The sequence below is a fragment of the Rhizorhapis sp. SPR117 genome (genome assembly GCF_021742065.1).
Genome location: NZ_JAKKIE010000006.1, coordinates 52,520 through 67,548 on the forward strand (window position 1 = coordinate 52,520; position 15,029 = coordinate 67,548).

Annotated in this window: 12 protein-coding genes; 8 read left to right on the forward strand and 4 right to left on the reverse strand. The window is 58.5% G+C overall.

Annotated features, from left to right (window positions below; genetic code table 11):
• Window positions 1-7 precede the first annotated feature (7 nt).
• Both L3X40_RS04080 and L3X40_RS04085 read left to right on the forward strand, forming a co-directional pair.
• Window positions 8-2,146 carry an RNA degradosome polyphosphate kinase gene (locus tag L3X40_RS04080; RefSeq protein ID WP_237364516.1) on the forward strand — a complete coding sequence of 713 codons (2,139 nt, stop codon included), beginning with the start codon at window positions 8-10 and terminating at the stop codon, window positions 2,144-2,146.
• A gap of 59 nt (window positions 2,147-2,205) precedes the next feature.
• Window positions 2,206-3,690, forward strand: coding sequence for a Ppx/GppA phosphatase family protein (locus L3X40_RS04085; RefSeq protein ID WP_237364517.1), 1,485 nt, complete (start codon window positions 2,206-2,208; stop codon window positions 3,688-3,690).
• Here the strand turns inward: L3X40_RS04085 and L3X40_RS04090 are convergent.
• On the reverse strand, window positions 3,668-3,961 hold the full coding sequence (locus L3X40_RS04090; protein ID WP_237364518.1) for an I78 family peptidase inhibitor: 294 nt from the start codon (window positions 3,959-3,961) through the stop codon (window positions 3,668-3,670). The two genes, L3X40_RS04085 and L3X40_RS04090, sit on opposite strands and share 23 nt — an antisense overlap.
• A gap of 7 nt (window positions 3,962-3,968) precedes the next feature.
• The gene (gene rnd / locus L3X40_RS04095; protein ID WP_237364519.1) at window positions 3,969-5,138 is read right to left on the reverse strand and encodes a ribonuclease D; all 1,170 of its coding nucleotides are present in this window, start codon (window positions 5,136-5,138) and stop codon (window positions 3,969-3,971) included.
• 158 nt (window positions 5,139-5,296) lie between these two features.
• Between rnd and aspS the strand changes: the two genes are divergently transcribed.
• Both aspS and L3X40_RS04105 read left to right on the forward strand, forming a co-directional pair.
• Entirely contained in the window at window positions 5,297-7,075 is a 1,779-nt protein-coding gene (aspS, locus tag L3X40_RS04100; RefSeq protein ID WP_237364520.1) for an aspartate--tRNA ligase, read from the forward strand.
• 146 nt (window positions 7,076-7,221) lie between these two features.
• Window positions 7,222-8,001, forward strand: coding sequence for a polyphosphate kinase 2 family protein (locus tag L3X40_RS04105; protein WP_237364521.1), 780 nt, complete (start codon window positions 7,222-7,224; stop codon window positions 7,999-8,001).
• On the opposite strand, the gene L3X40_RS04110 is transcribed toward L3X40_RS04105, so the two are convergent.
• Window positions 7,998-8,492: a GreA/GreB family elongation factor gene (locus L3X40_RS04110; protein WP_237364522.1), complete on the reverse strand. Its 495-nt coding sequence runs from the start codon at window positions 8,490-8,492 to the stop codon at window positions 7,998-8,000. The genes L3X40_RS04105 and L3X40_RS04110 overlap by 4 nt on opposite strands.
• A complete protein-coding gene (locus tag L3X40_RS04115) occupies window positions 8,489-10,435 on the reverse strand; it encodes a lytic transglycosylase domain-containing protein (protein WP_237364523.1) in 1,947 nt (648 codons plus the stop codon). The genes L3X40_RS04110 and L3X40_RS04115 overlap by 4 nt, the downstream gene beginning before the upstream one ends.
• Window positions 10,436-10,610: 175 nt before the next feature.
• Here L3X40_RS04115 and dapA point away from each other — a divergent pair, with 175 nt between their 5' ends.
• The 4 genes from dapA to L3X40_RS04135 all read left to right on the forward strand — a co-directional run bounded on the left by dapA (window position 10,611) and on the right by L3X40_RS04135 (window position 15,008).
• Window positions 10,611-11,486: a 4-hydroxy-tetrahydrodipicolinate synthase gene (gene dapA, locus L3X40_RS04120; protein WP_237364524.1), complete on the forward strand. Its 876-nt coding sequence runs from the start codon at window positions 10,611-10,613 to the stop codon at window positions 11,484-11,486.
• Window positions 11,486-11,968, forward strand: a complete 483-nt coding sequence (gene smpB, locus L3X40_RS04125) for an SsrA-binding protein SmpB (protein WP_237364525.1) — start codon at window positions 11,486-11,488, stop codon at window positions 11,966-11,968. Before dapA ends, smpB begins: the two co-directional genes overlap by 1 nt.
• Window positions 11,969-11,973: 5 nt before the next feature.
• Window positions 11,974-12,525 (forward strand): DUF2062 domain-containing protein, encoded by a 552-nt coding sequence (locus tag L3X40_RS04130; protein ID WP_237364526.1) that lies wholly within the window; start codon window positions 11,974-11,976, stop codon window positions 12,523-12,525.
• A 128-nt stretch (window positions 12,526-12,653) separates the two neighbouring features.
• Entirely contained in the window at window positions 12,654-15,008 is a 2,355-nt protein-coding gene (locus L3X40_RS04135) for a hybrid sensor histidine kinase/response regulator (RefSeq protein WP_237364568.1), read from the forward strand.
• Window positions 15,009-15,029: the final 21 nt, after the last annotated feature.

Sequence of the window (15,029 nt, forward strand, 5' to 3'; positions counted from 1 at the left end):
TTTTTGTGTGGCAGAAGCCGACCCATCAGCATCGTTGACATTTCCGGGCGAACGCTATTTCAATCGGGAACTGAGCTGGCTGGCATTTAACCGGCGCGTGTTGGAAGAAGCTGGCAACACCGCCCATCCTTTGCTGGAGCGGCTCCGTTTCCTTTCGATTTCAGGCGCTAATCTGGACGAATTCTTCATGGTCCGCGTGGCTGGGTTAAAGGGCCAGCAATTGCAGGATGTCGATTTGCCATCCGCTGATGGTTTGACACCGGGTCAGCAACTTGTGCTGATCGCCGCCCAGGCGGATCGGCTGATGGCCGAACAGCAAAAGATGTGGCACACGCTTCACCATGAACTTGCCGATGCCGGAATAGAGGTGATCGGCGAAGGTTCGATGGGCACGGAAGCCGATGCGTGGCTTGAAACCCATTTTATGACCCAGATATTTCCGATCCTGACGCCGCAGGCGCTCGATCCGGCTCACCCCTTCCCCTTCATCCCCAATCAGGGGTTGAGCGTTGTTTTCGATCTGGTTCGCTTGTCGGACAAGGAACCAGTACGCGAACTCGTCATGATCCCGCCAACGGTATCCCGCTGGGTCCGTATTCCGGGTGAACCGGCGCGCTATATGGCGATGGAGGCGATATTGCGGCGCTTCTCCGGCCTGTTATTTCCAGGGTACAAGGTCCACGATAGCGGCGTATTTCGTATCCTGCGCGACAGCGATATTGAAATAGAGGAAGAGGCAGAAGATCTTGTCCGCTATTTCCGCAGTGCCATCAAGCGCCGCCGTCGCGGCCGCGTCATCCGCATGGAAATTGAAACCGGCATCCCTCCCGCAGTTGAGGGAATGCTTCAGGACATGCTGCAGGGGCATGAGGCGACCATCGCCGACATTGATGGCTTTGTAGGCATTGGCGAACTCGCGGGCATTGTCGAGGAAGACCGGCCCGATCTGAAATTCGAACCCTATGCGCCGCGCTTTCCCGAACGAATTCGCGAACATGGCGGTGATTGTTTCGCCGCTATCCGGTCGAAGGACATCATCGTCCATCACCCCTATGAAAGCTTTGAGGTCGTCATCGCTTTTCTGAAACAGGCTGCCGATGATCCCGATGTGGTGGCGATCAAGCAGACACTCTACCGTGCCGGAAAGCAGTCTGCGATTATCCGCGCCCTGATCGATGCTGCCGAGGCAGGCAAGTCAGTGACGGCGGTTGTGGAATTGAAGGCCCGGTTCGATGAGGAGCAGAATCTCCTTTGGGCCAGCGCACTGGAACGTGCGGGCGTGCAGGTGGTCTATGGTTTTATCGACTGGAAGACGCATGCGAAAATGTCCATGGTCGTCCGGCGTGAAGGCGGACAATTCCGCACCTATTGCCATTTCGGAACGGGCAATTACCATCCGGTGACGGCGCGTATCTATACCGATCTCAGCTTTTTCACCGCCGATCCGCGCGCGGGCCGCGATGCCGCCGCGCTATTCAACTACATTACAGGCTATGTCGAACCACGGAAGCTGGAACTGCTGACGATGTCGCCACGCGACATGCGCAATTCGCTGTGCGACCTGATCGACACCGAAATCGTCCATGCGCGCGAAGGACGGCCCGGCGCAATCTGGGCCAAGATGAATTCGCTGGTCGATCCCGCGATTATCGAAAAGCTTTATGCTGCCAGCAATGCGGGCGTGAATATCGAACTGATCATCCGGGGTATATGCTGCCTGCGTCCGGGCGTGGCTGGCATGTCCGAGAATATCCGCGTAAAATCGGTCGTCGGACGTTTCCTGGAACACAGCCGCATCTGGGCCTTTGGCCATGGCAATGCCCTGCCCAATCGCGATGCCAAGGTCTATATCAGTTCGGCAGACTGGATGCCGCGCAATTTCGACCGGCGCGTTGAATATATGCTGCCCATCGAAAATCCGACGGTGCATGATCAGATCCTCGATCAGGTGATGGTCGCCAATCTGATCGATAATGAGCAGAGTTGGGAACTGGATAGCGATGGTACTTTTCATCGTGTTAATCCCGGGGACAAGCCCTTTAACCTTCACCATTATTTCATGACCAACCCGTCGCTTTCCGGGCGCGGTGCTGCGTTGCGAAAAAGCGATGCCGTGCCCAAGCTCAGCCTCGGTAGGCGCAAGTGAGTACGGCGGCGCCACAGGCCCTAGCCCGACGACTGAACTATTTTCAGGCAGATGAGCCTATGCCGGCGGTGACGGCTCGCACGGCCATCATCGACATTGGTTCCAACAGTGTGCGTCTGGTCGTTTATGATGGGCCGCTGCGCATTCCCTTCATTCTGTTCAATGAAAAAGTCATGGCTGGCCTTGGTTCATCGCTGGCGAAAACCGGCGCGATGGAGGAAAGCGCGATGCGGCGCGGGCTTTCCGCGCTCGCCCGTTTCCATCATCTGTGCCGCGACATGGGCGTCAACGATGTGCGCTGCGTTGCCACCGCAGCTGTCCGCGAATCCAGCAACGGCCCTGAATTCATTCGGCGTGCGGAAGCGCTGGGTCTGAAAATTCGCCTGCTTTCGGGCGAGGAAGAGGCGCAAGCGGCCGCCTATGGCGTATTGTCGGCTATTCCAGACGCCGACGGTATTGTCGGCGATCTTGGAGGAGGCAGTCTGGAACTGGTGCGTGTGTCGGGCGGACAGGTGTGCGAATCGGTGTCGCTACCGCTTGGCGTGTTGCGGATTCCTGACATTCGCGCAAAGGGTCCGGCGGTTCTTGAGCGTCAGGTCATAAAATTGCTGAAAAAGACCGGCTGGAATCAGATGACGCCCGGCCTGCCTTTCTATCTTGTTGGCGGGTCCTGGCGCGCGCTGGCGCGACTGGACATGCATCTGGCCGGATTCCCGCTGCCCGTCATTCATCATTACGACATGACAAAGGAAACGCCCGCGCGGCTGGTCCGCGTGCTTGCCAGCACGCACAAGGCGAAGTTGCGAGCCATATCGTCATTATCGCCCAGCCGCATTCCGACCATGTCCAATGCTGCCCTGCTGTTGTCGGCGATGGTGCGGCAATTGGGCAGTTCCAACCTCGTCGTGTCGGCATTCGGTCTGCGCGAGGGGCTTTTGTTCAAGGACCTGCCGCCCGGAATCAGGGCGCTTGATCCGTTGCTGACTGCTGCGGCAATGGAGGGGGAAAGCCAGGGCCGCTTTCCGGGACATGGCGACCTGATCGACCGATGGATTGCGCCGCTATTCCATGATGACAGCGCGCAGCAGCGGAGGATCAGGCGCGCGGCTTGCTTGTTGGCCGATGTCGGCTGGCGTGCAAACCCGGAATTCCGTGCCGAGCGGGGCCTTGAAATCGCGCTGCATGGCAACTGGGTCGGCATCGATGTGTCCGGACGGGCCATGCTTGCCCAGGCGCTCTATTCCCATTTGGGGGGTGGAGCGACCATGGCTCCGCAACTGACCGGCCTCGCGTCGTCAGAGGCGTTGATGCAGGCGATCCGTTGGGGCCTCGCGATCCGGCTTGGCCAGCGGCTGAGCGGCGGCGTCGCGGGTCCACTGGAGTTGGGGGGATTGGAGCGGGATGGCAATATTCTTCGCCTGATGCTGACAGAGCATCATCAAGGACTGTTCGGGGAAGCGGTGGAACGCCGGTTGCGTCAACTTGCCAGCGCGATGGGCCTGAACGGCGAATTTGCAGTGGTCAGCCGCAATTCGCCTGAGTGATCCGATAATCGGCGTCATAGACCACCGTCAGCCGGTCTGGCCGAAAGTCCATTGTCACGGCCATGCCGGGCGCGACCCAGCGCAGGGTTCTGGCGCCTGAAACTTCCAGCATTTTCGCGCCCAATGCGGCATCGGCCTTTTGACCGACAAATTGATTCAATGCCTCGCTACGGCAAGCGCCTTCACCGCCTGCCTGCTTCGCGACTTCACCGACCTGAGTCGAAGCGCAGGCGGCAAGGACCGTCAGCAAGGGCAGGGCCAGCACTCTCATCTCATCATTACCTTTCTGTGCGCGTCATGCGCAGTTTGCCGTCCTGAACCGCAAAGGCCATGCGTCCTTCGACCAGATCAACGGCGTCGCGGCCAAATTGTTCATAACGCCATCCCTCCAGGATCGACAGTTCGTCCCGCACGCCCGCGGCAAGCATTTCGATGTCGTCGGATCGGGCGAGCAGGCGCGAGGCGACATTGATTTCCCGCGAACGGATTTTAAGCAACAGCTTCAAAAGGTCGGCGACCAGTGCGCCCTCCTTGCCCAGCCCCGGCTTGCGTGGATCGCGTTCAGGCATTTCATTCTTGGGCAGAGGCTGCGCCTCGTTTAACGCGTGTATCAAACGCGCGCCGATGTCGTTGGTTTTCCATGCCGCCGAAAGACCGCGGACCTTGCCAAGGTCCTCCTGCGTGCGAGGCGGGTGCGACGCGACGTCGGCCATGGTCTCGTCCTTGATAATCCGTCCGCGGGGCAGATTTTTGTCCTGCGCCTCCTGTTCACGCCAGGCGGCAAGCGCTTTCAATCGGCCAAGCACATCAGGTTTGCGGCTGGCGATACGGACGCGTCGCCATGCTTCGGCGGGGATGGTGACATAATTGGACGGGTCGGCGATCCGCTCCATTTCCTGATTGAGCCAACTGCCACGCCCGGTCTTGCGCAATTCGTCCAGCATCATCGGGAAGATCATCGATAAATGCGTCACATCGCCAATGGCATAGTCGATTTGCCGTTTGTCCAGCGGCCGCCGCGCCCAATCGGTAAAGCGTGCGCCCTTGTCCAGGCTGATCGACAGATAGGCATCGACCAGATTGGAATAGCCGATCTGTTCACCCTGGCCCAATGCCATGGCCGCGATCTGCGTATCGAACAGTGGAAACGGGGTCTGGCCGGTCAGATTGTGAACAATCTCTATGTCCTGTCCGCCCGCATGAAATACCTTCAGAACATCGACATTTTCGGTGAGCAGGTCGAGCAGCGGCTTCATGTCCAGACCGGGCGCTTTCGGGTCGATCGCGGCGGCTTCCTTGTCGTTCGCAATCTGCACCAGACACAGTTCGGGCCAATAGGTATTTTCTCGCATGAACTCGGTATCGACAGCAACGAATTCAGATTTGGAAATGCGGCCGCATAAATCGGCCAGACTTTTGCTGTCGGTAATCAACGGATGGATTTGCATATGGTCTTCGATCTTATTATTGGCTGGCCCCCTTGGGGGCAGGATATGTCAAACTATTCTGCCCTTAACAGGCCAGAACGGGTTGACAAAGGCCCGGACCTTCCCCTGTTGCATGTTTTCTTGATTTAGCCCTGATCATAGCGGGAAAGATTTATTTTATGCACCTTTATCGTACCCACAAATGCGCGGAATTACGCGCAAGTCATGTCGGGGAAACCGTTCGGGTTTCCGGATGGGTGCACAAGAAGCGCGATCATGGCGATCTGGTCTTCATCGATTTGCGCGATCATTATGGCATTGTCCAGATTGTGACGGAGGTGGACGGCCCTGCATTTGCGGTAATCGAATCGCTGCGCAATGAAAGCGTCGTTACGGTAACGGGCCGGGTCGTTGCACGTGCAAGCGAGGCGGTGAACCCCAATCTTCCTACCGGCGATATCGAAATCCGCGTCGATGAGGCAACGGTCCAGTCGGTTGCGCAGGAACTGCCCCTGCCGGTCGCGGGCGATCAGGAATATCCCGAGGATATTCGCCTGCGCTATCGCTTCCTCGACCTTCGGCGGGAACGGGTGCATGCCAACATCATGTTGCGCAGCGCGGTTATCGCATCGCTGCGCCGTCGCATGGTGGAACAGGGCTTTACTGAATTTCAGACCCCGATTCTGACCGCCAGCTCACCTGAAGGCGCGCGTGACTATCTGGTGCCCAGCCGCGTTCATCCGGGCAAATTCTATGCGCTGCCGCAAGCGCCACAGATGTTCAAACAGCTGTTGATGGTCGCAGGTTTCGACCGCTATTTTCAGATCGCCCCCTGTTTTCGCGACGAAGACGCCCGCGCCGATCGGTCGCCGGGCGAATTTTATCAGCTCGACCTGGAAATGAGTTTCGTCACGCAAGACGATGTTTTTGCAGCATTGGAGCCGGTGCTGGGTGGCGTATTCAAGGAATTTGCCAACGGCAAGAGCGTGACTGAAGGGGCGTTCCCGCGCATTCCCTATCGTGAATCGATGCTGAAATATGGCAGTGACAAGCCGGATTTGCGCAATCCCATCGAGATTGTGGATGTGACCGATCATTTTATCGGCAGCGGCTTCGGCATTTTCGCAGGAATCGTTGAAGGCGGTGGCGTCATCCGCGCCATCCCGGCACCGGGCGCGGGGGCGCTCAGCCGCAAATTCTTCGATGATATGAACAATTGGGCGCGCAGCGAAGGGCATGCGGGCCTTGGCTATATCAATATCAAGGACCGTGTACCCGGCGGCCCCATCGCCAAGAATCATGGCGACGAAGCCACCGCCAAGTTGATAGCGGCGCTCGGCCTTGGTCCCAATGACGGCGTGTTCTTTGCCGCTGGCAAGGAATTGCAAGCCGCCAGACTGGCTGGCGCGGCGCGCACCCGTACAGGCGAGGAACTGGGTCTGATCGAACAGGGCGTGTTCAAATTCTGCTGGATCGTCGATTTTCCGATGTTCGAATATGACGAAGAGAACAAAAAGGTCGATTTCTCCCATAACCCCTTCTCCATGCCGCAGGGCGAGATGGAGGCGTTGGAAACCATGGACCCGCTCGATATCCTTGCGTGGCAGTACGACATCGTTTGCAACGGCGTCGAATTGTCGTCCGGCGCGATCCGGAACCACAAGCCGGAAATCATGTACAAGGCTTTTGAAATCGCGGGCTATTCGAAGGAAGACGTGGAAGCGAACTTCTCCGGCATGCTCAACGCATTCAAATATGGTGCGCCGCCACACGGCGGTTCCGCGCCGGGTGTGGACCGCATGGTGATGCTGCTGGCCGATGAGCCCAATATCCGCGAGGTCGTTCTGTTCCCGATGAACCAGAAGGCGGAAGACCTGATGATGGGCGCGCCCGGTCAGGTTTCGGCAAAACAGCTACGCGAACTTAATATTCGTGTAGTAGAACCGCAAAAGGGCTGAGCGGAATTTACTAACTCCGTTCGCCCTGAGTAGCCATTGAGCGAAGTCGAAATGGCGTATCGAAGCGTTCATTTCCCGATGCCTCGATACGACCCTTCGTCAAGCTCAGTCTCTACTCAGCATAAACGGTTAAGGATAGGCTCGGAATGACCATAAATCTGCGCGATTTTGAAAACGGCAAGAAATATGGCGGCGATTATGACGCGGATCTGAAGGACCTTCAGCACCGCCTTGCGCGCATCCAGGTCGCCCATATTATCCATCGGCGTCGCAGCATGATTGTACTGGAAGGATGGGATGCCGCGGGCAAGGGCGGGATCATTCGCCGCATGGTGGCCGATTGGGACCCGCGCTACTTTGAGGTCTGGCCTATTTCAGCGCCGACGCAGGAGGAAAGGGATCGTCATTTCCTTTGGCGGTTCTGGCAGAAACTGCCTGCCTGTCAGGACATCAATATCTTTGACCGCAGTTGGTATGGCCGCGTCCTTGTGGAGCGGGTCGAGAGCTTTTGCGGTGAATCCGAGTGGCAGCGCGCTTATGACGAGATCAACGAATTCGAGGCGCAGCAGATCGATAGCGGCACCAACATCGTCAAACTGTTCGTCCATGTGACGCAGAAAGAGCAGGACGAACGCCTGGCTAAACGTCTCGATACCCCATGGAAACGATGGAAAACCGGGACGGAGGATTATCGTAATCGTGCGCGCCGGGATGATTATCTGAATGCGATGCACGACATGTTCCGCCAAACGGATACGCGCTGGGCGCCATGGCATGTGATCGACGGCAACGACAAGAAGGCTGCCCGCATTGCCGCCTTGACCTTTGTGGCTGACCGGCTGGAAACCATGGTGCCAATGGAAATGCCCGATGCCGACCCCGAAGTCGTGAAGCTGGCCAAGGATGCGTTCGGGTATAAGGGTTAGGGTATGCGCTGTTCCGGATAGGAAATAGCCAAAACCTCATATTCCTTCTCGCCCACGGGCAAAGTTACCTTGCGTAAATCCCCGGTCGCCGCGCCACGCAACGCTCGCGATAGCGGCGCGTTCCCGCCGATCCTACCCGCCGAGGCATCTGTCTCATCATCGCCCACCAGAGTGACGATGCGCTGATTGTCATCCTCATCGGCAATCGTGACGGTCGCGCCGAAATAGACGCGGCTCTTGTCGGGCTGTTGCCCCGGATCGATGACCTTTGCCGCCTTCATTTTTTTCGATAGCCGCCGCAATTGCCCATCGATTTCCCGCATTCGCTTGCGGCCATAAAGATAGTCGCCATTTTCGCTGCGGTCGCCATTGCCTGCCGCCCAGCTTACGATTTCGACGATCTGGGGTCGTTCGACGGCGAACAGCCGCTCATATTCGGCGCGTAATGCGGCAAAACCGGCGGGGCTTATATAATTGGGACGATTGTTCAACCTGGCTTGTTCTTGCCAAGATAGCGGCTGAGCGGCGCCTTTGAGGTTGCCTGTGCCGTGCCGGGATTGAGGAGGTCGTAAACCACCGCGTTTTCCAATACGCGTTGAACATAATTCTTGGTTTCGTAGATCGGAATATTCTCGATCCACCAGAGCATGTCGACACTGGGCAGGCGCGGGTCGCCATTGGCGGCGATCCATTTGTTCACATTGCCCGGTCCGGCATTGTACGCGGCGACGGCCAGAGGATAGCTGCCGCCAAAATAGCGGAGCATCGACCGGAAATAGGTGCTGCCAAGCTGAATATTATAGCCGGGGTCCTGTGTCAGGGCGGATGGAGTATAGGACAGGCCGATCTTGCCCGCAGTTTCGCGAGCGGTGGCGGGCATAAGCTGCATCAGGCCGCGTGCGCCTGCATGACTGACGGCCTGCCTGTCGAACTGGCTCTCCTGCCGCGCGATGGCGTGGATCATCGTCCAGTCGGCCTGATAGCCGCTGGGGATGGAGATGCGCGGGAAACCGGCTTCGCTATAGGCCAGTTGTCCGTTCGCATTGGCGCGTCGTCCGGCCATCACGCCCAGATCGGGCCTGCCGATGGTCTTTGACAATTCGTCGGCCAATAAATGATCGGCGGGCGTGATGGCGTTGTTGGCGATGGCGCGGACAAATTTGCTCTGATCCTGCCATTGGCCCTGTCGGCCCAGAACCCGTGCGGCCTGAACTACACCGCGATTGTAAAAGGCGGTGCGTTCCTCATTCGTGACCTGCACCAGCAGGACGGCAGCGGGGATGGGAATGTCGCGGCCCAGCCGTTCAAGCGCCAATTGCCCATAGAATTGGTCGGCGTAGGCGCTTGCTTGCCCCAACCATGTACTTGCCTGCGCTGTGTCGCCAGCCTCCTGAGCGGCGCGTCCCGCCCAGTAATAGCCCTTGGATACGGTTTGAGGCGACCGTGCGGCCTCGGCATAGCGCCGGAACATATCTGCGGCATCGCGCGGACGCTTGAGTTCATAATAAGCGGCGGTGCCTGCCAACCAGACAAGGCTGGTGTAATCATCGCGTTCGCCAATCGGCTGATCGCGGATATTGGTGCCCGGCATATAGGCGTCATCGACCCGGCTGGCGATGGCATAGGCGATCGACCATTGACGATCATTGGCGGCGGCGCGGGCATTGGTGAGCAGCGCCTCATACCATTTTTCGGGATTGGCGGGCGGTGTCGTCACGACGGCCCGTTTGGCCAGCAGATCGCGCGCGGCCCAGCTGTTGCCCTGATCACGCAGCCACATCGCCTTGTCGGCGATATAGCCTGCATCTCTGGCGCCAGCGGCTTCGGCGGCCTGCATCTTCAATAATGCATCCGGGCTTTTACGGTCGAGCGCCAGCCGCGCCTCGAACACTGGTCTGCGAGCAGGGGACGTATAGGCGATTTGGCGGCCGGCGGCGCTGAGAGCATTGGCCCACAGCAGCGCGTCCATTCGCACGTCATGGTCGGCGGCGGTAAATGTGCGGCCAAACAGGCTCATCAGCCGTATTTCATCGTCAAGATTGAGCGCGCCGCCTCTCCACGCCCGTCGTGCCGCATCCTGCGCAGCCGACCCATCTCCGGACCGTCCGCTTGCCGATAGGGCGATGGCATAGCGCGCCCACCCGGTATTGGAGAGTGGCGGGTATTTGCTGAAATGGGCTATGACCTGAGAAGGGGAATAGCTGAGCGGATTGATCGCCTGTTCGGCGGTCTTGCGCATCCGCTCTTCCCCCGGCCAGCCCGGATGTCCCGTCAGAAAGCTCGCATAATCAAGGAAGCTCAGCGTGTCGCTCTGGCTTAATCGGCGCCACTCATTAACCGCCGCTGTAACCTGTAACGGGTCTGGCTCCGGCGCGGCGATCGCTTTACGGACGCTTTGCCAGTCGGTTTGTGGTGCCTCCGGGGCTGCGGCCATGCTGAATGACGTGCTGCCGACCAGGGCTGTTAAAAGTGCAATTCTTGATACCATGCTGGACATAATGCCCATTCGATCCTTATCAGGCGCTGAACGCCACGCTATATAACAAGAATATTATCATCGCGTGTGTGTATTATGCCTTGTTGCAGCGCTGGATTGAAGGAGTTTTTTCATGTTTTCAGGGTCGATACCGGCTCTGGTGACGCCTTTTCGCGATGGAAGGCTGGATGAGGGCGCTTTTCGGGCGCTCGTCGACTGGCAAATCTCCGAAAAAAGCGCTGCGCTTGTTCCCTGCGGCACCACCGGGGAAAGCGCCACCATGTCTATCGAAGAACATAATCGGGTCATTCATATCTGCGTAGAGCAGGCGGCAGGGCGCGTCCCCGTGATTGCGGGCTGTGGATCGAACGACACGATGACCGCAATGGCACATATGAAGGCGGCGCAAGCCGCTGGCGCTGATGCTGCGCTGGTGGTTGCGCCCTATTATAACAAGCCGAATCAGGAAGGCGTTTTCCAGCATTTCGCCTTTCTGGCTGAACGCAGCCCGCTTCCGATCGTCATGTATAATGTGCCATCGCGCACCATAACCGACATCAGTGTCGATGTGATGCGGCGATTACGCCAATATCCAACCATCGTCGGGGTCAAGGACGCGACCGGTAATTTGGGGCGAGTCACCGCACAGCGCCTTGCCTGCGGCAGCGACTTCTGCCAGCTTTCGGGCAATGATGAAACAGCGCTCGGGTTCGCTGCCATGGGCGGTGTGGGATGCATTTCCGTGAGCGCCAATGTCGCGCCGCGCCTGTGCGCCGAATTTCAGGCGGCTTGCGCCGGCGGGGATTGGGCCGGGGCGCTGGCATTGCAGGACCGCCTCTATCCATTGCACGATGCGTTGTTCAGCGACGCTTCACCCGGACCCGTAAAATATGCGCTGGGTCGCGTGCGGCCTGACATGCCGTGTGAAGTGCGGTTGCCCATTACCTGGCCGTCGGAGGCAAGCCGCGCTGCTGTCGATCGAGCATTGGATATTGCTGGATTGATTTGATGGCCCGCCCGCGTCACGCAGAATTCGACAAGGTCAAGACCGTCGCCGAAAACCGGCGCGCGCGCTATGACTATTCGATAGAGCATGTCTATGAAGCGGGCCTTGTGCTGTCCGGCACCGAAGTGAAATCCTTGCGGTTTGGCGAAGGATCAATCGCCGAAAGCTATGCTGAGGTGAAGGGGGGAGAGGTTTGGCTGGTTAACAGCAACATCCCCGAATTCAGCCACGGCAACCGCTATAATCATGAACCCAAAAGGCTTCGCAAGCTGTTGTTGAGTCAGCGTGAGATAGCGAAAATGCATGGGGCAGTCGCACGGCAGGGCATGACTCTGGTGCCGCTCTCCATTTATTTCAACAGCCGTGGCCGGGCCAAAATCGAACTGGCGCTGGCCAAGGGTAAAAAAACGCATGACAAACGCGAAACCGAGAAGGAGCGGGATTGGAAGCGCGAACAGGGTCGATTGATGCGGGAGCGGGGCTGATTCGGATGCCGCCGAAAAAGAACTGGGTTGCCCGGAATCTTCCGACACAGGAAGCGATGCGAAGGAACCGTTTTATCGCACCCTTTGCCAGCCGGGTGCTGGCGCCTGAATTGTGGCGGTTTACGCGCCGATCGGTGCCGCGCGGTGTGGCGCTGGGCGCGATTGTCGGCATCATCGTTCCTTTCGCGCAGATCGCGGCGGCGGCGTTCCTGGCGCTTAGTTGCCGGGCGAATGTCCCGGTGGCAGCGCTCACCACCTTCATCACCAATCCGATCACGACGCCGTTAATCTGGGTCGTCGCTTACAAGGTCGGACAATGGATACTGCATCTGGACGCCATGACTTACGGCCAGCCACTCAATACGCAGGTGCGCAGCGGTGATCCGGGCACCTGGCTGCAATGGTTTACCGGCGCAGTTCCAGTCACCGCTTTTGGCCTCCTCGTGCTGGCAGCGATTTTTGGTGGGCTGGGCTATCTGGTGGCAGGCTGGGGCTGGGAGGCATGGATTGCGCGGAAATGGCGTAGAAGGCATCGTCATAAAAGGACGGGGGCCTGAAAGGCTGAGGTATAAAAGAACGGGTGCGCATTCGGGCCATGTCGGATATTCAGCTACGGCCCAAATTTTTGGCGGAAAGGTAATCTGTGCCGACGCAGGCCGTGCTGCATAATAATGACGATGTAGCGATGCTGGCAGGGCAGGTTTCGCTGCGCGGTCTGATCCCTCTGATTGCCGCGACGGCCGTTCTGACGGCTGGTCTTCTTTACTGGATAATCGGAGAGCCCGCGTTTGCAGCCGGTTTCGCGGCCGCCATTCTGGGGATCGCGGGCCTTGCCATCTATTTCAGGCGGCTGTTTCCGCCAGCGCCATTGGTGCATGGGGTGTTGCCGGACTGGACCATCGCGCGCGCGGCGGCGGACAGTTCCAATGTCGCCATTGCCGTTACCGATCGTGCGGGGCGGCTGGTCTGCGCCAGTGACCTTTTCGGCAACTGGTTTGAAGGATTTCCTACCCCGCCAGCTATTGGGGTGGAGGGAAATGCTGCCGACAAGCTGGGGACCGCGGGCCGTGCTGCCTGGCGCGACGGCGTAGGGCGGATCAATGGACTTGCAAAAGGCGCGCTGAAATTCGATGTGGAAATCACCCGCACCGGCCGATCGGAGGATTATCTGCTCTGGCGTTTCATGCCGGTCAAGCAGGCCAACATCATCGACGATTATATGAAATTGCTGCTGGGTGAACCGGGGCGGCAGTTCACCGACGCAGGCATCATGGGTGCGCTGATCGGCGGGGAAGGGCGGATCAGGGCGGCCAATCCTGCGTTCCTTTTGCGCGCGACCGGGCGTCATGATGCGACGATCACAGGGCGCGATTTTGCGTCCTTCATGCGTGTGGATGCCAAGGGGCGCGTCTTTTTTGCGCGGGAAGAGCGCAGCGCCATCCCCATACGTCTGTTGCAGATTCCCGTGCGGCGGGATCGTCCCGACGGACCGATGCTGCTTTTGATGCTCGACGAACAGGCCGGCGGCGGCGATGGCGGCAGTGCGCTTTCCTATATTGAAACGCTGCTGTCGTTGCTGCCTTTTGGTCTTGCCATGGCGGATCGGGAGGGGCGCTTCCTGTTCATCAACAATGCTTTTGCCCGTGCCGTCGGGGTCAAGGACGGCGAAAAGCCTTCCTATCCCGGCGATCTTGTCGTGCGCGAAGACCAGTCTGCGGTGGCCGATTCCATCCGTCGCTATGCTGTGGGACAACAGCTTTCGGGCGACATAGCCGTGCGTATGCGCAACCAGCCCGATGAGCCGGTTGCGCTCAGCCTTGCCGGTGTTCGCGGACTTGGCGAGGCGGCTGTGCTGCTCAGCCTGAAGGACAATAGCGAAGAATCAAAATTGAAGCGGCAGGTGGCCCAGGCAACCAAGATGCAGGCGGTTGGTCAGCTTGCGGGCGGTGTCGCGCATGATTTCAACAATATCCTGACCGCGATCATCGGCCATTGTGACTTGATGATGATGCGCCATACGCCGGGCGACAGCGATTATGACGACATTCAACAGATCAAGGGCAACAGCAATCGTGCCGCCGCACTGACCCGCCAATTGCTCGCTTTTTCGCGGCAACAGACGCTGCGTCCGCAGATCCTGCAATTGCCTGACATCATTTCGGAAGTTTCCAACCTGTTAAAGCGCCTGATGGGTGAAACCGTGACTCTGGAGGTCAATCATGGCCGCAATCTGGGCGCGGTGCGGGCCGATCCGGGACAGTTGGAACAAGTGATCGTCAACCTTGCCGTCAATGCTCGCGACGCCATGCCCACGGGTGGACGCCTGTTCATTCAAACCTATGGCGTGACCGCAGGCCAGGTGCGCGAAATGCGCAGTGATATTCTGCCCGTTGGGGATTATACGGCGCTTCGTGTCACAGATACCGGGACCGGCATTCCGCCCGACATGCTTAACAAGGTTTTCGAACCGTTCTTCACGACCAAGGAAGTCGGCAAAGGGACCGGTCTTGGCCTTTCCACCGTTTACGGCATCGTCAAACAGTCAGGCGGTTTCATTTTCGCGGAATCGGAAGTGGGCAGGGGAACCAGCTTCATTATTTATCTGCCTGTCTATTCGGCCCCAGCCGCTGCGCCGGCGGTCAAAACGCCCGCAGAGAAGAAGAGCGATATTTGGGGCACTGGCACGATTTTGCTGGTTGAGGACGAAGACATGGTTCGTTCCGTTGCGGAACGGGCACTCTCGCGGCAAGGGTACACGGTTTTGACCGCAACTGATGGTGAAGAGGCACTGGAGGTGCTTGGCCGGGGCGAGGCGATCGACCTTATGATTTCCGATGTGGTCATGCCCAATATGGACGGTCCGACCATGGTGCGTCAGGCGCGGAAGTCCTTTCCAGAGCTGCCGGTGCTGTTCATGTCGGGCTATGCTGAAGAGCAATTGCGCAAATCGATTGATATTGACAATGTGTCGTTCCTCCCCAAGCCCTTCTCCGTTACCCAATTGGCGGAAGCCGCGCGGGATGCCTTGGGAAAAAAATAGACGATCTGGACTGAATGATTG

Excerpts from the sequence above, each read along its gene's own strand:
- rnd (WP_237364519.1), bottom strand. The coding sequence starts at position 5,138 with ATGCAAATCCATCCGTTGATTACCGACAGCAAAAGTCTGGCCGATTTA.
- dapA (WP_237364524.1), top strand. The coding sequence starts at position 10,611 with ATGTTTTCAGGGTCGATACCGGCTCTGGTGACGCCTTTTCGCGATGGA.
- aspS (WP_237364520.1), top strand. The coding sequence starts at position 5,297 with ATGCACCTTTATCGTACCCACAAATGCGCGGAATTACGCGCAAGTCAT.
- L3X40_RS04135 (WP_237364568.1), top strand. The coding sequence starts at position 12,654 with ATGCTGGCAGGGCAGGTTTCGCTGCGCGGTCTGATCCCTCTGATTGCC.
- L3X40_RS04105 (WP_237364521.1), top strand. The coding sequence starts at position 7,222 with ATGACCATAAATCTGCGCGATTTTGAAAACGGCAAGAAATATGGCGGC.
- L3X40_RS04090 (WP_237364518.1), bottom strand. The coding sequence starts at position 3,961 with ATGAGAGTGCTGGCCCTGCCCTTGCTGACGGTCCTTGCCGCCTGCGCT.
- L3X40_RS04115 (WP_237364523.1), bottom strand. The coding sequence starts at position 10,435 with ATGGCCGCAGCCCCGGAGGCACCACAAACCGACTGGCAAAGCGTCCGT.
- L3X40_RS04085 (WP_237364517.1), top strand. The coding sequence starts at position 2,206 with ATGCCGGCGGTGACGGCTCGCACGGCCATCATCGACATTGGTTCCAAC.
- L3X40_RS04130 (WP_237364526.1), top strand. The coding sequence starts at position 11,974 with ATGCCGCCGAAAAAGAACTGGGTTGCCCGGAATCTTCCGACACAGGAA.
- smpB (WP_237364525.1), top strand. The coding sequence starts at position 11,486 with ATGGCCCGCCCGCGTCACGCAGAATTCGACAAGGTCAAGACCGTCGCC.